Annotated in this window: 14 protein-coding genes and 4 tRNA genes; 6 read left to right on the top strand and 12 right to left on the bottom strand. The window is 70.3% G+C overall.

Annotated features, from left to right (window positions below; translation table 11 throughout):
* Nucleotides 1–50: 50 nt before the first annotated feature.
* From KRH_RS04990 to KRH_RS04940, 11 genes are all read right to left on the bottom strand, one after another.
* Nucleotides 51–123, bottom strand: a tRNA-Glu gene (locus KRH_RS04990).
* A 161-nt stretch (nucleotides 124–284) separates the two neighbouring features.
* A tRNA-Gln gene (locus KRH_RS04985) sits at nucleotides 285–356 on the bottom strand.
* Between the two features lie 151 nt (nucleotides 357–507).
* A complete protein-coding gene (gltX, locus tag KRH_RS04980; RefSeq protein ID WP_012398096.1) occupies nucleotides 508–2,028 on the bottom strand; it encodes a glutamate--tRNA ligase in 1,521 nt (506 codons plus the stop codon).
* Between the two features lie 46 nt (nucleotides 2,029–2,074).
* On the bottom strand, nucleotides 2,075–2,848 hold the full coding sequence (locus KRH_RS04975) for a fumarylacetoacetate hydrolase family protein (protein WP_041297337.1): 774 nt from the start codon (nucleotides 2,846–2,848) through the stop codon (nucleotides 2,075–2,077).
* A 95-nt stretch (nucleotides 2,849–2,943) separates the two neighbouring features.
* Nucleotides 2,944–4,041 (bottom strand): branched-chain amino acid aminotransferase, encoded by a 1,098-nt coding sequence (locus tag KRH_RS04970; RefSeq protein WP_012398094.1) that lies wholly within the window; start codon nucleotides 4,039–4,041, stop codon nucleotides 2,944–2,946.
* 106 nt (nucleotides 4,042–4,147) lie between these two features.
* Nucleotides 4,148–5,227: a 3-isopropylmalate dehydrogenase gene (locus KRH_RS04965; protein WP_012398093.1), complete on the bottom strand. Its 1,080-nt coding sequence runs from the start codon at nucleotides 5,225–5,227 to the stop codon at nucleotides 4,148–4,150.
* Nucleotides 5,228–5,573: 346 nt separating this feature from the next.
* Entirely contained in the window at nucleotides 5,574–7,127 is a 1,554-nt protein-coding gene (metG, locus tag KRH_RS04960) for a methionine--tRNA ligase (protein ID WP_012398092.1), read from the bottom strand.
* A 228-nt stretch (nucleotides 7,128–7,355) separates the two neighbouring features.
* The gene (gene ilvC / locus KRH_RS04955) at nucleotides 7,356–8,381 is read right to left on the bottom strand and encodes a ketol-acid reductoisomerase (RefSeq protein ID WP_012398091.1); all 1,026 of its coding nucleotides are present in this window, start codon (nucleotides 8,379–8,381) and stop codon (nucleotides 7,356–7,358) included.
* Nucleotides 8,382–8,496: 115 nt separating this feature from the next.
* On the bottom strand, nucleotides 8,497–9,006 hold the full coding sequence (gene ilvN / locus KRH_RS04950) for an acetolactate synthase small subunit (protein ID WP_012398090.1): 510 nt from the start codon (nucleotides 9,004–9,006) through the stop codon (nucleotides 8,497–8,499).
* Between the two features lie 3 nt (nucleotides 9,007–9,009).
* Nucleotides 9,010–10,887, bottom strand: a complete 1,878-nt coding sequence (locus KRH_RS04945) for an acetolactate synthase large subunit (protein WP_012398089.1) — start codon at nucleotides 10,885–10,887, stop codon at nucleotides 9,010–9,012.
* 268 nt (nucleotides 10,888–11,155) lie between these two features.
* Nucleotides 11,156–12,127, bottom strand: coding sequence for an NAD(P)-dependent oxidoreductase (locus KRH_RS04940; RefSeq protein WP_012398088.1), 972 nt, complete (start codon nucleotides 12,125–12,127; stop codon nucleotides 11,156–11,158).
* Between the two features lie 164 nt (nucleotides 12,128–12,291).
* On the opposite strand from KRH_RS04940, the gene KRH_RS04935 reads away from it, so the two are divergent.
* Nucleotides 12,292–12,367 (top strand) — tRNA-Lys (locus tag KRH_RS04935).
* 268 nt (nucleotides 12,368–12,635) lie between these two features.
* Here KRH_RS04935 and KRH_RS11750 read toward each other — a convergent pair.
* Nucleotides 12,636–13,184 (bottom strand): MarR family winged helix-turn-helix transcriptional regulator, encoded by a 549-nt coding sequence (locus KRH_RS11750; RefSeq protein ID WP_012398087.1) that lies wholly within the window; start codon nucleotides 13,182–13,184, stop codon nucleotides 12,636–12,638.
* Between the two features lie 241 nt (nucleotides 13,185–13,425).
* Here KRH_RS11750 and bcp point away from each other — a divergent pair, with 241 nt between their 5' ends.
* From bcp to KRH_RS04905, 5 genes are all read left to right on the top strand, one after another.
* Nucleotides 13,426–13,899 (top strand): thioredoxin-dependent thiol peroxidase, encoded by a 474-nt coding sequence (gene bcp, locus KRH_RS04925; RefSeq protein WP_012398086.1) that lies wholly within the window; start codon nucleotides 13,426–13,428, stop codon nucleotides 13,897–13,899.
* A gap of 111 nt (nucleotides 13,900–14,010) precedes the next feature.
* A tRNA-Leu gene (locus KRH_RS04920) sits at nucleotides 14,011–14,092 on the top strand.
* A gap of 66 nt (nucleotides 14,093–14,158) precedes the next feature.
* Nucleotides 14,159–15,766 carry an ABC transporter substrate-binding protein gene (locus KRH_RS04915; RefSeq protein ID WP_012398085.1) on the top strand — a complete coding sequence of 536 codons (1,608 nt, stop codon included), beginning with the start codon at nucleotides 14,159–14,161 and terminating at the stop codon, nucleotides 15,764–15,766.
* Between the two features lie 110 nt (nucleotides 15,767–15,876).
* Nucleotides 15,877–17,361: a malate:quinone oxidoreductase gene (locus KRH_RS04910; protein WP_012398084.1), complete on the top strand. Its 1,485-nt coding sequence runs from the start codon at nucleotides 15,877–15,879 to the stop codon at nucleotides 17,359–17,361.
* 259 nt (nucleotides 17,362–17,620) lie between these two features.
* A complete protein-coding gene (locus tag KRH_RS04905; RefSeq protein WP_105590612.1) occupies nucleotides 17,621–18,010 on the top strand; it encodes a MarR family winged helix-turn-helix transcriptional regulator in 390 nt (129 codons plus the stop codon).
* Nucleotides 18,011–18,110 lie beyond the last annotated feature (100 nt).

Below are 18,110 nucleotides of genomic sequence, written 5' to 3'. Positions count from 1 at the left end.
CGGGCATGCGAAAAGCCCCGGCTTCCGAGGAAACCGGGGCTTTCACTGCGTGACCCCAGCGGGATTCGAACCCGCGTTACCGCCGTGAGAGGGCGGCGTACTAGGCCGCTATACGATGGGGCCGTGTACTTTCTCCGATGGTCTGGACGACGTTCCTCGTCCTGACCCGCGTTGACGCACCAAACAGTAACATCAACGCTGTTGTGGTCCAATTTCACCGTGGTGACCGGAGGACCAACCGTGCTGACACCAGAATCGGCGTGAACGCCGTGTTCCGTGAAGCGCTGGGATACCAGGACTCGAACCTAGAATGACGGTACCAGAAACCGTTGTGTTGCCAATTACACCATATCCCAATGGTTCTGCTGCCCGGCGGGCTCTCGCAGTGCCGCGCAACGAGCAACAACTATACCCACTCGGGGCTCGGGTGCCAAACCCGCCGCCGTGGAGAGGTCCCGGCGCGAACCGGGAGCCCTCCACGACGGCGGGCGGGCGGCGTGGGGTGCCTCAGTTCGCGGCGAGCTCGGCGCGCAGGGCGGCGATGCGGGCGAGCGAGGACTCCCGTCCCAGGATCTCGAGGGACTCGAAGAGCGGCGGGGAGATCCGCTGGCCGGACACCGCGGTGCGCACGGGACCGAAGGCCAGTCGGGGCTTGATGCCCAGGCCGTCCACGATGGCCTCGCGCAGGGCGGTCTCGATGGCCTCCGCCGTGAAGTCGTCGAGGGGCTCCAGCGCGGCCAGGGCGGCGTCGAGCACCTCGGGGGCGCTGTCCTTGAGCTGCTTGGCGGCGTCGGGGGCCACCACGATCTCGTCGTCGCCGCGGAACAGGAAGCCCAGCAGACCCTCCGTCTCCCCCAGCAGGTTCATGCGCTCCTGGACGAGCGGGGCCGCACGGTCCAGGATCTCGTTCTCACGCGGGGTGAGGGTCTCTCCCACGAGGCCGGCGGCGCGCAGGTACGGGACCAGCCGGTCGCGGAAGTCCTGCGGGTCCAGCATGCGCACGTGGGTGCCGTTGATGGCCGTGGCCTTCTTCACGTCGAAGCGGGCGGGGTTGGCCAGCACGTCGTGGATGTCGAAGTTCGCCACGAGCTGCTCGACCGTGAAGATGTCCTCGTCCGCGGACAGGGACCAGCCCAGCAGCGCGAGGTAGTTGAGCAGGCCCTCGGGGATGAAGCCGTTGTCCCGGTGGTGGAACAGGTTGGACTCGGGATCCCGCTTGGACAGCTTCTTGTTGCCCTCCCCCATCACGTACGGCAGGTGTCCGAACTCGGGGATGAACTCGGCCACACCGATGGCCACGAGCGCGCGGTAGAGCGCGATCTGGCGCGGGGTGGAGGAGAGCAGGTCCTCCCCGCGCAGCACCTGGGTGATCCCCATGAGGGCGTCGTCCACCGGGTTCACCAGCGTGTACAGGGGCTTGCCGTTGGCCCGGGCCACCACGAAGTCCGGCACGGAGCCGGCCTTGAACGTGATCTCCCCGCGCACGAGGTCCGTGAAGGAGATGTCCTCGTCCGGCATGCGCAGCCGCAGCACGGGCTGGCGGCCCTCGGCGCGGAACGCGGCCTTCTGCTCGTCCGTGAGGTCGCGGTCGTAGTTGTCGTAGCCGCGCTTGGGGTCCTCACCCTTGGCGCGGTGGCGCTGCTCGACTTCCTCCGGGGTGGAGAAGTCCTCGTAGACGTACCCGCTGTCCACGAGCTTCGCCAGGACGTCCTGGTAGATCTCGCCGCGCTGGGACTGGCGGTACGGCTCGTGAGGTCCACCCACGTTCACGCCCTCGTCCCACGTGATCCCGAGCCAGTCCAGGGCGTCGAGGATCTGCTGGAAGCTCTCCTCGGAGTCGCGGGCGGCGTCGGTGTCCTCGATGCGGAACACCAGGGTGCCGCCCGTGTGGCGGGCCCACGCCCAGTTGAACAGGGCGGTGCGGATCAGACCCACGTGCGGGGTGCCCGTGGGTGACGGGCAGAAGCGCACGCGCACGGGTGCATCGGCGGGGACGGTGGGGTGCAGAGTGGAGGCGTCGTCAGTCATGATGAGCCCATTCTACGGGTAGCGCACCCGTGGCCCCGGGCGGATGCTACCGGCGCAGCACGGTGGTGAGCTCGCCGATCCCCTCGATCTGCACCGAGAGCCGGTCCCCCTCGTCCACGGTGCCCACCCCGGCCGGGGTCCCGGTGAGGATCACGTCCCCGGGCAGCAGCGTGAACGCCTCGGACACGTAGGAGACCAGTGTGGGGACGTCGAAGATCATGTCCTGGGTGCTGCCGTCCTGCTTGAGCTCACCGTTCACGGACGAGCGCACGGACAGCGCGGAGGTGTCCAGCTCGGTCTCCACCCACGGGCCCAGCGGGCACGCGCCGTCGAAGCCCTTGGCCCGGGCCCACTGCCCGTCGCTGCGCTGGGCGTCGCGGGCGGTGAGGTCGTTCGCGGCCGTGTAGCCGAAGACGACCTCGGGCACGCGCTCCACGGGCACGTCCTTGCACATGCGCCCGATCACCACGGCCAGCTCGGCCTCGTAGGAGACCTCCTCGGTCCACGCCGGCAGCGTGACCGGGTCCCCCGGGCCGGAGACGGCGGTGTTGGGCTTGAAGAACAGCAGGGGCCGGGTGGGGACGTCGTTGCCCATCTCGGCCGCGTGCTCGGCGTAGTTGCGGCCCACGCACACGATCTTGGAGCGCGGGATCACCGGGGCCAGCAGCCGGGCCTCGGAGACCGCCACGGTGCGTTCGACCTCCTGGACCCCCACGTAGAGCGGGTCCCCCGAGAGGTAGCGCAGGGTCTCCTGCCCGGGCTCCCCGTGGACGGTGCCGTAGTGGATCTCGTTGTCGTGTGTGAACCGTGCGATGCGCATGCACACAGGCTACACAGCCGCCCCCGGTCCGTTCACGGCGGACCGGGGGCGGCTGCAGGGTCCAGGGCCGGCGCGGGCCCGGAGGCGGGTTCGACTCAGACCAGGCGGGTCAGCCAGCCGTGGGTGTCCTCGGCCCGGCCGGTCTGCACGTCCAGCAGCTGCTGACGGATGGCCATGGACACCTCACCGGGCTTCTCGTCCTCGGAGCCGATCACCTCGTCGTGGCTCAGCAGCCGGCGCACCGGGGCGATCACGGCGGCGGTGCCGCACGCGAAGACCTCGGTGAGGTGCCCGGAGCTCTTGCCCTCGCGCCACTCGTCCAGGGTGAACGCACGCTCCTCGACCTGCAGTCCGCGGTCCCTGGCGATCTGGATGACGGAGTCGCGGGTGATGCCCTCCAGGATGGTGCCGGTGAGCTCGGGCGTGACCAGGCGACCGTCGTCGAAGACGAAGAACACGTTCATGCCGCCGAGCTCCTCGACCGCTCCCCCGCGCTGCTCGTCCAGGAACAGCACCTGGCTGCAGCCGTGGGCGTCGCCCTCCATCTGGGCGATCAGCGACGCCGCGTAGTTGCCTCCGCACTTGGCGGCACCCGTTCCGCCCCTGCCCGCCCGGGCGTACGTCCCGGAGAGCCAGATGTCCACGGGCTCCACCGTGCCGAAGTAGTTGCCCGCCGGGGACGCGATCACGGAGAACAGCGCCTCCTTGGAGGGGCGCACCCCCAGGAACGGCTCGGTGCCGATCATGAACGGGCGCAGGTAGAGGGACTCGCCGTCCCCGGACGGCACCCACTTCCGGTCCTGGGACACGAGCTCGCGGATCGCGTCCACGAAGGTCTCCTCCGGCAGCGCGGGCAGGGCCAGGCGCTGGGCGGAGCGGTTCAGGCGCGCCGCGTTGGCCTCGGGGCGGAAGGTCCACACGGAGCCGTCCTCGTGGCGGTACGCCTTGAGACCCTCGAAGATCTCCTGGCCGTAGTGCAGCACGGAGGTGGAAGGGTCCAGGCTGAGCGGACCGTAGGGCTGCAGCCGGGCGTTGTCCCAGCGGCCCGTGCCCTGCTGCACGTCACCCTGCCAGTCGATGCAGACCATGTGGTCCGTGAAGAACTTGCCGAAGCCCGGGTTCTGCAGGACGGCCTCACGCACCTCGTCAGTCGCGGGGTGCGGGTTGAGCTGCCTGACGAATTCTGTGCTCACGGTGGTTCTCCTTCGAGCGGGTTGCTGTGTCCGCGAGCCGGGGTGACGGCGCGGACGTGACGTGTGTCTCACCAGTATGCAGGGCGGCGGGGTTCGCGCCGGACAGCTACGCGCCCAGGCGCGCCACCACGTCGTCCCCCACCTGGGAGGTGGACCGCGCGGTGGTGCCGTGCTCGCGCAGGTCCTCGCGGACGGCGCGGTCGATGCGCGCGGCGAGCTCCGGGTGGCCCAGGTGCTCGAGCATCATGGCCCCGGCCAGGATGGCCGCGGTGGGCTGGGCGGTGCCGGTCCCGGCGATGTCCGGGGCCGAGCCGTGGACGGGCTCGAACATGGACGGCGCGGTGCGCTCCGCGTTGATGTTGCCGCTGGGCGCGAGACCGATTCCGCCCGTGACCGCGCCGGCCTGGTCCGTGAGGATGTCCCCGAAGAGGTTGTCGGTGACGATCACGTCGAACCGCGCCGGGTCCGTGGTCATGAAGATCGTGGCGGCGTCGATGTGCATGTAGTCCACCGTGACGTCCGGGTACTGCTGCCCGACCTCGTCGACCGTGCGCTGGTAGAGGCGGCCCGCATTGACCAGCACGTTGTGCTTGTGCACGAGCGTGAGCTTCTTCCGCTCCCGGCTTTGCGCCAGCTCGAACGCGTAGCGCACCAGGCGGCGGACGCCGTGGGCCGTGTTCACGGAGACCTCCGTGGCGATCTCGTGCTCGGTGCCGGCGCGCAGGGTTCCACCGTTGCCCGCGTAGAGCCCCTCGGTGCCCTCGCGGACCACCACGAAGTCGATGTCCCCGGGCTCGGCGAGCGGACTCGTGGTCCCCGGGTAGAGGGTGGCCGGGCGCAGGTTGATGAAATGGTCGAAGCCGAAGCGCAGCTTCAGCAGCAGGTCCCGCTCGAGGATCCCGGAGGGCACCCGCTTGTCGTTGGGGGCGGCACCCACGGCTCCGAAGAGGATCGCGTCGTGGGCGCGCAGCCGTTCCATGGTGTCGACGTCGAGCACCTCGCCCGTGGCCAGCCAGTGCTCGGCCCCCAGTGGGTACTCGGTCCTCTCCAGCGTGACACCCGCGGGTGCGGTCACGGCATCGAGCACCTTGACGGCCTCGGCCACCACCTCCGGGCCGATCCCGTCCCCGGGCAGGACGGCGATGGAGTGGCTGCGGGGACTCTCGGCTGCGGTGGTTTCACTCATGCGCCCAGGCTAGGGCCGTGACGCACCGAACATCCACATGATGAACGCTCGTTCCGCATGGTGAGACGGCGGGGCGGTCCCGGGGGGACCCTCGGATGCCCCGCCGGGTTGACGACGACGCCCGCTCGCGCTGCGCGGACGCGGCACCTGCGGATGCGGCGCCGTCCACGGATGCGGTGCCGCGCGGGCACGGCCCCGTCCACGCGCAGAGTTCGGACCGCTCGCCGAGGCCCTCCTCCATGGCGATCGGCTGGATCCCGTCCCCGCGTGGAGTTCGGACCGCCCGCAGGCTGCCCCACCCCACGCAGGGTTCGGAGGTGCGCAGAGCTGGGACCGCGAGCGAGGTTCAGTCCGCGAGCGCCGCCGGCTCCTCGTAGCGCGGGAACACACCGCTGGGCTTGGGCAGCACCGTGCCGGGAGCCAGGCGCGTGCCCAGGGCGGAGAACATCCGTGCCTCGCCCTCGGGCTGGCCCAGCTGCTCCAGCAGGCGGGCCATGGAACCGGGCATCACCGGCTGCACGAGCACGGCCACGATGCGCAGCACCTCCGCGGTCACGTACAGCACCGTGGCCATGCGCTCGGGATCGGTCTTGCGCAGCACCCACGGCTCCTGCGCCGTGAAGTAGCGGTTGGCGGAGGCGATCACACGCCACACGGACTCCAGCCCGCGGTGGAAGGCGAGAGCCTCGAACGCGGACCGGTACTCGGCCACCACGTCCTCGGCCTGGGCGAGCATCGCGAGGTCCTCCGCGGTGAACTCCCCGGGCTCGGGGACCTCGCCGCCCAGGTTCTTGGCGACCATCGACAGGCTGCGCTGGGCCAGGTTGCCGAGGTCGTTGGCGAGGTCCGAGTTGATGCGCCCGGCGATCGCGTCGTGCGAGTAGTTGCCGTCCTGACCGAAGGGCACCTCACGCAGCAGGAAGAACCGGAGCTGGTCCAGCCCGTACTCCTCGACCATGGCGTGGGGGTCGATCACGTTGCCCACGGATTTGGACATCTTCTCGCCCTGGTTGAACAGGAAGCCGTGGGCGAAGACCTTCCGGGGCAGCTCGATCCCCGCGGACATCAGGAACGCCGGCCAGTACACGGCGTGGAAGCGGGCGATGTCCTTGCCGATCAGGTGCACGGACGCGGGCCAGAACTCGCGGAACAGGGGTGCGTCCGTGTCCGGGAAGCCCAGCCCGGTGAGGTAGTTGGTCAGGGCGTCCACCCACACGTACATCACGTGGTCCGGGTTGCCCGGCACGGGCACGCCCCAGTCGAAGGTGGTGCGCGAGATCGAGAGGTCCTGCAGTCCCCCGCCCACGAAGGACGCGATCTCGTGCGAGCGGGTCTCGGGCTGCACGAAGTCCGTGCGGTACAGCTCCAGCAGGCGGTCCTGGTAGCGGGAGAGCCGGAAGAAGTAGCTCTCCTCCTCGGTCCAGGTCAGCTCCGTGCCGGTGCCGATCGAGTAGCGCTGACCGTCGGCGCGCACCTCGGTCTCGTCCTCGGCGTAGTAGGCCTCGTCCCGCACGGAGTACCACCCGGCGTAGGTGTCCAGGTAGATGTCCCCGTTGGCCTCCATCCGCTTCCACAGCTCCTGCGAGGCCGCGGCGTGGTCCTCGTCCGTGGTGCGGATGAAGCGGTCGTAGGAGATCCCCAGCTCGTCGTCCATCTCCCGGAACCGCGCGGAGTTCGCGTCCGCGAGCTCGCGCGGGGTGGTGCCCAGCTTCTCCGCGGTCTGCTGCATCTTCTGCCCGTGCTCGTCCGTGCCGGTCTGGAACCGGGTGGCCACGCCGTCCAGGCGCTGGAAGCGCACCAGGGTGTCCGCCGCGATCGCCTCGTAGGCGTGGCCGATGTGCGGCGCCCCGTTCGGGTAGGAGATGGCCGTGGTCGCGTAGAAGGGAGTCTGCTCAGTCACCCCTCCACTCTATCGACCCGCGCCCGTCCTCCCCGCCCGCTGCTCCGCTGCGCGCCAGCGCCGGACCCGGCGCCACCGCTTTCGACACCCCTGGGTTCGGCGCCACCGCGTTCGACTACGCCGGGTACGACGACGCCGCGGTGCGCGTCCCGTGGGAGGCGCACCGCGGCGTCGTCATGGGGTGTGGCGTGACCCGCCGCCGCGGGCGACGGGTCACGCGGGCGCGGATCAGCGCGCGGCGGTGCCCTCGGTGTAGTCGGCGTCCGTCTGCTCCCACGCGAACAGCGAGCGCAGCTTGCGGCCCGTGGTCTCGATGGGGTGCTTCTCCTCCTTGGCGCGCAGCTCCTTGAACTCCTTGGCGCCGGAGGCCTGGTCCTTCATGAAGCGGTCCGCGAAGACGCCCTCCTGGATGTCCTTCAGGACGTCCTGCATGCGCTCCTTCACGGAGGGGTCGATCACGCGGGGGCCGGAGACGTAGTCGCCGTACTCGGCGGTGTCCGAGATGGACCAGCGCTGCTTGGCGATGCCGCCCTCGACCATCAGGTCGACGATCAGCTTGAGCTCGTGGAGCACCTCGAAGTACGCGATCTCGGGCTGGTAGCCGGCCTCGGTCAGGACCTCGAAGCCGTACTGGACCAGGTGGGACATGCCGCCGCACAGCACGGCCTGCTCACCGAAGAGGTCCGACTCGGTCTCCTCGGTGAAGGTGGTCTCGATCACGCCGGCGCGGGTGCCGCCGATGCCCTTGGCGTAGGACAGGGCGAGCTGCAGAGCGTTGCCGGAGGCGTCGACCTCCACGGCCACCAGGTCCGGCACACCGCGCCCGGCCTCGAATTCGCGGCGCACGGTGTGGCCCGGGCCCTTGGGAGCCACCATGGCCACGTCCACGCCCTGGGGCGCCTCGATGTAGCCGAAGCGGATGTTGAAGCCGTGGGCGAAGAAGATCGCGTCGCCCTCCTCCAGGTTGTCCTTGATGGACTCCTCGTAGACCTGCGCCTGGACCTGGTCCGGGGTCAGGATCATGATCACGTCCGCCTCTTTGGCGGCCTCCGCGATGCTCATCACCTGCAGCCCCTCGGCCTCGGCCTTGGCGCGGGATTTCGAGCCCTCGTTGAGCCCGATGCGGACGTCCACGCCGGAGTCGCGCAGGTTCAGGGCGTGCGCGTGGCCCTGGGAGCCGTAGCCGATGATCGCCACGGAGCGGTTCTGGATGATCGAGAGGTCGGCGTCGTCGTTGTAGTAGATCTTTGCCATGAGCTTGCTCTGTCTCCTTGGGTAGCGGGTGGGGTTCTTGCGGGCCGCGGCGCCGTCGGACGGGCACCGCGGCCGGGTCTCGTGGGCCCGCGCGCCGGCGCGAACGGGCGGCGGGTCAGTGCCGCAGGGCGCGGTCGGACATGGACTTGGGGCCGCGGCCCAGGGCCACCGTGCCGGCCCGGACGATCTCCCGGATGCCGAAGGGCTCCAGGACATCGAGCAGCGCGTGGATCTTGTCCCGGGAGCCCGTGGACTCGATCACCACGGACTCGGTGGAGACGTCCACGATGGTGGCGCGGAACAGGTCCGCGGCCTGCGTGACCTGCAGCCGGGTGGAGGCGTCTGCACGGACCTTGACCATGATGTGGTCCCGCTGCACGGAGGCCTCCGGAGCCAGCTCCACGATCTTGATCACGTTGACCAGCTTGTTCAGCTGCTTGGTCACCTGCTCCAGCAGCTCGCCGTCCGCGTCCACCACCACGGTGATCCGGGAGATCCCGGGCAGCTCCGTGGGGCCCACGGCGAGCGAGTGGATGTTGAAGGCGCGGCGGGCGAAGAGCCCGGCCACCCGGGTCAGCACGCCCGGCTTGTCCTCCACCAGAACGGAAAGAGTGTGTCGGCTCATCGATCAGTCCTCCGTCTTCCACTCGGGAGTCATGTTGCGGGCGATCTGGATCTGGTCGTTGGAGACCCCCGAGGGGACCATGGGCCACACCATGGCGTCCGCCGAGACCACGAAGTCGATCACCACGGGGCGGTCGTTGATCTCCAGCGCCTGCTGGATGGTGGCGTCCACGTCCTCGTCGCGCTCGCAGCGCAGGGCCGCGCACCCGTAGGCGTCCGCGAGCTTCACGAAGTCCGGGATCCGGCGGGAGTTGTGACCGGTGTTCAGCTCGGTGTTGGAGTACCGGCCGTCGTAGAACAGGGTCTGCCACTGCCGCACCATGCCCAGCGAGGAGTTGTTGATCACGGCCACCTTGATGGGGATGTCGTTGATCACGCACGTGGCCAGTTCCTGGTTGGTCATCTGGAAGCAGCCGTCCCCGTCGATGGCCCACACCACGCGGTCCGGCTGGGCCACCTTGGCGCCCATGGCCGCGGGGACCGCGAAGCCCATGGTGCCCAGCCCGGCAGAGTTCAGCCACTGCCGGGGGCGCTCGTAGTCCACGAACTGGGCGGACCACATCTGGTGCTGCCCCACCCCGGAGGCGTACACGGCCTCGGGTCCGGTAAGGGCGGAGATCCGCTCGATCACGTGCTGCGGGCTGCCGTGGCCGTCGTCGGTGCGGGTGTACCCCAGGGGGTAGGTCTCCCGAAGCGAGTCCAGGGCCTGCCACCACGTGCTCAGGTCCGGCGCGCCGGTCTCCTCGAACTCCTGGCGCACGGCCTGGGTGAGGTCCGGGATCACCGTGGCCAGGTCCCCCACGATGGGCACGTCCGCGAGCCGGTTCTTGGAGATCTCGGCGGGGTCGATGTCCGCGTGGATCACGGTGGCATGGGGGGCGAACGTGTCCAGCTGCCCGGTCACGCGGTCGTCGAAGCGCGCACCCAGGGTGATCAGCAGGTCCGCCTGCTGCATCGCGTAGACCGCCGGCACCGTGCCGTGCATCCCGGGCATGCCCAGGTTCTGGCGGTGCGAGTCCGGGAAGATCCCGCGGGCGGTCAGCGTGGTGACCACGGGGGCTCCCGTGAGCTCTGCCAGCTCCATGAGCTCGGCCGGGGCGTCGGCGCGCATGGCCCCGCCGCCCGTGTACAGCACCGGACGCTGGGCCTCGGCGATCAGCCGTGCGGCCTCCTTGATCTGCTTGGAGTGGCCCCGAGTCACAGGACGGTAGCCGGCGAGCTCCACGTGCGGCGGCCAGCTGAAGGTCATCTCCCCCTGCTGGGCGTCCTTGGCCACGTCCACCAGCACCGGGCCCGGGCGGCCCGTGGACGCCAGGTGGTAGGCCTCGGCGAGGACGCGCGGGATCTCCTGCGCGTCGGTCACCAGGTAGGAGTGCTTGGTCACGGGCATGGTCATGCCCACGATGTCCGCTTCCTGGAAGGCGTCGGAGCCGATCGAGGAGCTGGCCACCTGGCCCGTGATGGCCAGCATGGGGATGGAGTCCATGTTGGCGTCGGCCAGGGCCGTGACCAGGTTGGTGGCTCCCGGCCCCGAGGTCGCGAGGCACACCCCCACGCGGCCCGAGGCGAGCGCGTAGCCCTCCGCGGCGTGTCCGGCGCCCTGCTCGTGGCGCACCAGCACGTGGTTGATCTTGTCCGTGTCCAGCAGGGGGTCGTACGTGGGCAGGATCGCCCCGCCGGGCAGCCCGAACACGTCCGTGACACCGAGCATCTCGAGCGAGCGGATGATGGCCTGCGAGCCCGTCATCTGCTCGGGGGCGACGGCGTCGGCGGCCGTGCCGGTGAGACGCACCCGGTCCGAGTCCGCGGACTGGGCCGTGGGTCCGGACGGCGTGCGCCGCTGGGCCATCACCGCCGGTGAGATCGGCTGGTCCTTGCTCATGGTGCTGTGTCCTTTGTGTGCGTGGTGGCGACTGTGCCGGTCGGGGTGGTGTCCGGCGAGGGGCGGGGGTGGTGCCCCGGTACATGAAAAAGGCCCTGTCCACGGGTTCCGTGGGCTGAGGGCCTTGGCGGTGTGCGCGTCGAAGCTCCTCAGGCCGGTCGTCCGATGAGGACGACCAGTACGAGGTCCCGAATGATGCGCTGTGCCGAATTCATGACCTCATCGTGTGACGCAGCCAACCCCCGTGTCAAACTGCGGACACCCCGTCTCACATCGTGAAACCTCCGGGCTTCACCAGGAACTGCGGGGCGCGCCCCTGCCGGATCAGCTCCAGCTGCTCCAGGATCAGCCGCCGGACGCGCGGCCGGTAGGACACGTTGGAGCCGCCCACGTGGGGCAGCACGATGGAACCGGCCGCGCCCATGAGCGGGTGGTCCCCCGGGAGGGGCTCCGGGTCCACGACGTCCAGGGCGCAGCGCAGCCGGCCCGCGAGCACCTCGGCGGTCAGGGCGTCCGTGTCGAGCACCGGCCCGCGGCCCACGTTGACCACCAGGGCGTCGTCGGGCAGCAGCCGCAGCAGCCGCTCACCCACGAGCCCCGCGGTGGAGTCGTTCAGGGGCAGCGCGAGCACCAGGATGTCCGTGCGGGGAAGGATCTCGGGCAGCCCGGCGATGCCGTGCACGTGGCCGGAGGCGTCGTCGCGGGCGGTGGAGGCCACGCGGGTGAGGTCCACTTCGAAGGGCTCGAGCCGTGCGGCCACCGCACGCCCGATCTCCCCGACCCCCACCAGGGTGACCCGGGAGTCGGCGACGGCGCGGGAGAAGAAGGACCTGTACACGCCCTCGTGCTGCTGCAGCACGGCACGGTCCAGGTGGCGCTGGGCGGCAATGATGAGGCCCAGGGCGATCTCCGCCGTGCCGGCCGCGTGCACCCAGCCGGCCGCGGCGAGAGCGGTGCCGTCCCCGAGGAGCTCGGGCACGCCGTCGTAGCCCGTGGACTGCAGCTGGAGCAGGCGCACGTGCTCCAGGACCGAGGGGTCCCTGCGCCAGCGGCTGCTGTAGTAGGGAGCCACCGCGATGTCCACGTCCTCCCGGGCGCAGCCCTGCGGCTCCCCCTCCAGGTCCCACAGCACGCACCGGAAGTCCTCGGTCACGGCACTGATCTCGTCGAAGAGCCGCTGCTCGGGGAGCGAGATCACGCGCAGTGGGGACGAAGGGGCACGGGAGGTCGAGTCGCTCATGGGCCCGATTCTACGGTGGGCGGCCCCGCACGGACGCCGCCCGTGAGCCGCCCCCACCCCCTCGGAGACCGGATTTGACTCCCCCCGCCGGACTGCTAAAGTTATCTCTCGTTGCGAGGGAGAAAGCAACGGTGAGAGCCGGGGCAACCACCCGAACAATACCCGCGCCTCTAGCTCAATTGGCAGAGCAATTGACTCTTAATCAATGGGTTCAGGGTTCAAGTCCCTGGGGGCGCACCACCTGGAAGCCGGATCGTTGCACGCGGTCCGGCTTCCGTCGTGTCCGGACACCATCCGGTGCAGGAACCGCGTGCCGTTCGACCGCGAACGCCACCGTTCTGTGCAGCGCAGGTGGGGCCCCAGACGGGCGGCACGTCTCGGCGGGCCGCTGCAGCGGAGCGAAGGGGCGGAATGCGCCCGCGAAAACCGTCACGACCCCGCCGTGGTGGAAGAGACTCGCACCCGGGGCGTGGCCACGGCGGTCAGTGCGACGCCGCCGCGGCGCCGGTCAACGAGCTGCGGTGCCCCGCCCCTCAGTCTCCTGAGCCCCGGCGCCTCGGGCGCCGGCATCCTGAACACCGGTCTCCCCCGAGACGTCCGCACCGCACGCGGCACGGTCCTCCTGGACCTCCATACGCCACCGTGCACCGCCGAGGGTCGAGATGATCTCCACGAGCCAGCACCGGAACTGCTCGTCCGAGCCGTCGTCCCCTCCGAGCAGGTCCTGCTCGATGCTCGCGGCGTCCGCGAGCACCTGCTCCCCCGCCGACGAGATGCTCACCACGTGGGAGCGGCGGTCCCGTTCGCTCCGGGCCCGGGTGACGTGGCCGTGGGACTCGAGCCGGTGCAGGGTCTTGCCCATGGTCTGCGCCTGGACCCGCACCTGGTGCGCGAGCTGGGCCTGAGTCATGCTGCCCTCGCAGCGCAGGACGTCCAGTGCCATGACTCCCGCGTGGGTCACCCCGAGCGAGGCGAGCTCCTCGTTCCACGCGTGCTCCACGAGTCGTGCCGCCGTGGACAGCAGACGGTTCGTGGGCCACGGGTTCCTGTGGGGCATGTGCTGATTGTATCCACTCGGTGTGCTTCGGTTGCATTACAGTACAGTGGCGATGTCGTCAACTCCGGGCGGGTGCACACCTCTCGGCGTCACCGTCGGTGTCGCGCCGCAGCGGCGCCCGGCACGCCCCCGCGTGCGGAGCATCCCCGTCCCGGACGTGACAAGCTCGTCCTGCACCCCTGCACTGTACGCGAGGACGCGTCCATTAGGGAACATCTGTCACCAGAGGAAGGACCCCACCATGACCTCTCGCCTGAGCCCCGGCGACACCGCCCCCGACTTCACCCTCCCGGACGCCCACGGCGGGCACCTGTCCATGGCCGACCTGCGGGGCGAGCGCGCCGTCCTGTACTTCTACCCGCGGGCCGCCACGCCCGGCTGCACCGCGCAGGCCTGTGACTTCCGGGACAGTCTGACGTCCCTCGGTGCCGCCGGGTACCGGGTGGTCGGCATCTCCCCGGACGCCCCCGAGGCCCTCGCCCGCTTCTCGGCCGAGCACGACCTCGGCTTCCCCCTGCTCTCCGACCCGGACCACCGCGTGGCCGAGGCCTACGGGGCGTGGGGCGAGAAGAAGAACTACGGCAAGGTCTACGAGGGCCTGATCCGCTCCACCGTGGTGCTGGACGAGCACGGCACGGTGGACCTCGCGCAGTACAACGTGCGCGCCAAGGGGCACGTGGCCAAGCTGCGACGGGACCTGGGGCTGGATTCCTGAGGCCGCGGCGTCGTCGTCCCCCGCGAGCACCCGCGGCGGGCGCGCCCCGACTGGTTAGGATGGGGGACGATCTCGGGGCCGCGGGCGCTCGCCCGCCCGTGCCCCAGGACTGCGCGAGTGGTGGAACTGGCAGACACGCAGGATTTAGGTTCCTGTGCCCCAGGGCGTGCGGGTTCGACTCCCGTCTTGCGCACGACGACGCACGGGGTGCCCGACACCGCCGGGCACCTCGAGGAGACGGCGGCAGAAAGGGCGTGCGGTGAGCGCTGAGAACGCTTTCGGGCGGCGCACGTTCCTGGCCGCCGCGGGTCTCGGCCTCGCGCTGGCCGGGTGCGGCGAGCGCGGCGCCCGCTCCGGCGGCAGCCCGTCGGTGCCGAACGGCACGTTCGTGCTCGCCCACGCCGCGGCGCCCACCGGGCTGGACCCGTCCCGGCGGAACTCGCAGGAGACCTCACGGATCTCCACGCAGATCCTCGAGGGCCTCGTGAGCGCGGACCGTTCCACGGGCGAGCCCGCGCCAGGACTCGCCGAGTCCTGGGAGATCGCGGACGACAAGCGCTCCGTGACGTTCACCCTGCGGGACGACGTCCGCTTCCACGACGGCACCGAGCTCGACGCTGCCGCGGTCAAGGCCAACTTCGACAAGTGGCGGGCGCAGGCCGAGTCCGGCGAGCCGTGGGCGCACCGCAGCGCGTTTGCCACCACCTTCCGCCACGGCTACACGGATCCAATGGTGTCCACGTCCTACGCCGGCGTGGAGGTCCGGGACGAGCGCACCGTGGTCCTCACGCTCACCCGCCCGTACAGCCCCCTGCTCTCCGCGCTCACGCAGCCGGCCTTCGGCATCGCCTCCCCCGGCAGCATCGAGGCGGGCACCGAGGACGAGCACCCGGTGGGCACGGGCCCGTTCCGCTTCGACTCCGCCTCGGGGACCACTGTGAAGCTGGTGTCCAACGAGCGCTACTGGGGGGACCTCGGCCAGGTGGGTTCCCTGGAGATGCGGGTGATCCCGGACGCCGAGGTGCGCTGCGCGGCCCTGCTGGGCGGAGAGGTGGACGCGTACGACCTGGTCGGCCTAGACGACTTCGCCCCCCTCGCCCGGGAGGGCGTGCAGGTGCTCTACCGGGACCCCTACGCCGTGTCCTACCTGGGGCTCAACCAGCGCGTGCCGGCCCTCAGGGACGTCTCCGTCCGCCGCGCCGTCGCCGCGGCGATCGACCGCCGCGCCCTCGCCACCTCCCTGTTCCCCAACGGCACCAACGTGGCGGACCAGTTCGTGCCCGCGCGCTTCAACGTCAACGGCGAGCACCTGCAGCTGCCGGGCTACGACCCCCAGCACGCCAAGGACCTGCTCCGGGGCAGCGCGTACAAGGGTGAGCGGCTGAGGTTCTGCTACCCCCGCAACACCTCGCGCATGTACCTGCAGGAGCCGGAGCGCGTCTACGCCCAGATCTCCGCGCAGCTCACGCGCGCGGGATTCCGCATCACCCCCGTGCCCGTGGACTGGGAGGACGGCTACGTGGAGACCGCCACCGACCCCGGGGCGGACCACGCGCTGAGCCTCCTGGGCTGGAGCGGCAGCTTCCGGGACCCGGACAGCTTCTTGGGGCCCCTGCTGGGCTCCTCGCAGGCGCGGCTCGGCTGCGACGACGCCGGGCTGAGCACCGCGGTCAACCGCGCCGCCGCCATGGCCCAGGGAGATCCGCGCACCGCGTCCTACAAGGCACTCAACGACCGTGTGTCCGAGGTGGTCCCCGCGGTCCCGCTGTCCCACCCCGTCTCCGCGGTGGCCGTGAGCTCCCGCGTGGTGAACTTCCCCCTGACCTCCACGGGCTTCGAACGGTTCAACGAGATCCAGCTCTCCTGAGGCGCCCGAGGGCCCCGCCGCACGTTGGGAGTTGGCCGGGGCTGGGGATACCCTGGATGACGAACGCCGGGGCGCAGTGCCGCGCCCACCCTGCACGCACGGGAGAAACAGTGACATCACCTCAGCCCACCGAAACCGCCGACGTAGTCCTCGTGGGCGCCGGCATCATGAGCGCCACGCTGGCCACGCTGCTCAACGACCTCCAGCCCGAGTGGAGGATGCTCGTGCTGGAGCGCCTGGACGCCGCCGGGCTCGAGAGCTCCAACGCGTGGAACAACGCCGGCACCGGCCACTCCGCCCTGTGCGAGCTCAACTACGCCCCGCAGGCCGCGGACGGCACCGTCAGCGCGGAGAAGGCGCTGACCATCAACGAGCAGTTCCAGGTGACCCGCCAGATGTGGAGCTCCCTCGTGGAGAACGGCACGCTGGAGGACCCGAACACCTTCATCAACCCCGTGCCGCACGTGTCCATGGTCTTCGGCGACGACCACGCCGACTACCTCCGGGCCCGCTACGACGCGTTCAAGCCCAACAAGCTCTTCGAACGCATGGAGTTCACCGAGGACCGCGACCTCATCGCCCAGTGGGCGCCCCTGACCATGCACGGCCGCGGAGCCGGACGCGTGGCGGCCACCTTCGCCCCCGAGGGCACGGACGTCGACTTCGGCGCGCTGACCAACCAGCTGCTGAACCACCTCCAGGGCCGCAACATCACCGTGGAGTACGGCCAGGAGGTCACCACCCTGGACCGCCAGAGCGACGGCTCCTGGCTCGTGTCCGTGGTGGACCGCCTCAACAGCGACAACAACCGCGTGATCCGCGCGGGCTTCGTGTTCCTGGGCGCGGGCGGCGGCGCCCTGCCGCTGCTGCAGAAGTCCAAGATTAAGGAGGCCAAGGGCTACGGCGGCTTCCCCGTGTCCGGGCTGTTCCTGCGCAACACGGATCCCACCGTGACCGCCCAGCACAACGCCAAGGTCTACGGCCAGGCCTCCGTGGGAGCCCCGCCCATGTCCGTGCCCCACCTTGACACGCGCTACGTCAACGGCCGGCGCGCCATCATGTTCGGCCCGTACGGCGGTTTCAAGCCCAACTTCCTCAAGCACGGCTCCCTGCTGGACCTGCCCAAGAGCGTGCGCGCGCACAACCTGTACCCCATGACCCGCGCGGGCATGGCCAACCTGGACCTCGTGAAGTACCTGGTGGGCGAGCTGACCAAGACCCGTTCGCAGCGCATCGACGCCCTCCACGAGTACTACCCCACCGCGGAGGAGTCCCAGTGGGAGCTGATCGAGGCGGGCCAGCGCGTGCAGGTCATGAAGTCCGATCCCCAGAAGGGTGGCGTGCTGCAGTTCGGCACGGAGCTGGTCACCAGCGCGGACGGCTCCATCGGCGCGCTGCTGGGGGCCTCCCCCGGCGCCTCCACCGCCGTGCCGATCATGCTGAACCTGCTGTCCAAGTGCTTCCCCGCCAAGATGTCCGAGTGGGAGCCCCGGATCAAGGAGCTCATCCCCGCCTACGGCCGCAAGCTCAACGACGATCCCCGCCTCACGGACGAGATCATGGGCCACACGGCCTCGGTGCTCGGCATCAAGTAGCACCCAGACCGACCGTCTCCATGCGGGGGTCGTTGCGCATCGTGCGCGACGGCCCCCGCGTCGTCGTGTGCCCCCTTGCGTGGACAGACCGGGGTGGTTCGGCCAGAAGTGTGGACACCCACGGCCGGAAATGCACGGGGGCGCGCTCGTAACATGTAGATAACGTTCATAGGGGGTGAACGTTTCTACTAGGGGGAAATGTATGACGTCAAGGGGGAGTATCGAGGCGTGGGATGCTTTGAGCCGCTGTCATGTGTCGGTGACCCGGCAGCTGCAGCGGGACGTGGACCTGCAGGGCCTGTCGCGCCGTGAGTTCGAGGTGCTGGCCACGCTGCACGGCGCCGACCGCGGCGGGCTCAGACTGCGGGATCTCAACAGCCACGTGCTGCTGACGCAGTCCAGCCTGTCCCGGATGCTCGAACGCCTCGAGAACAAGGGCCTCGTGACCCGCCGCCAGGACTCGCAGGACCTGCGGGGCGTGCGGGTGGCCCTGACCGAGGCCGGGGGCCGGCTCTACGAGCGGATCTCCGCGGACAACGACCAGAAGGTCGCGGACGTCATGAGCACCGCTCTCGACGCCCAGGAGATCAGGGTGCTCACGCGGCTCAGCGAGCGCATACACCAGTACGCGCTCTCGCTGTCCCGCTGAGCGCCGGCTCGGCCCGCAACGGGCCGGCCGGGCCCGCGTCCCGTCCGCGCACCGCCCACCCGCGCCGCACTGCGGCACCGCACCGCGCCCGTGAACCGTT

The organism is Kocuria rhizophila DC2201 (assembly GCF_000010285.1).
Taxonomy (GTDB): domain Bacteria; phylum Actinomycetota; class Actinomycetes; order Actinomycetales; family Micrococcaceae; genus Kocuria; species Kocuria rhizophila_A.
This window is presented reverse-complemented; position numbering and strand designations above follow the sequence as displayed.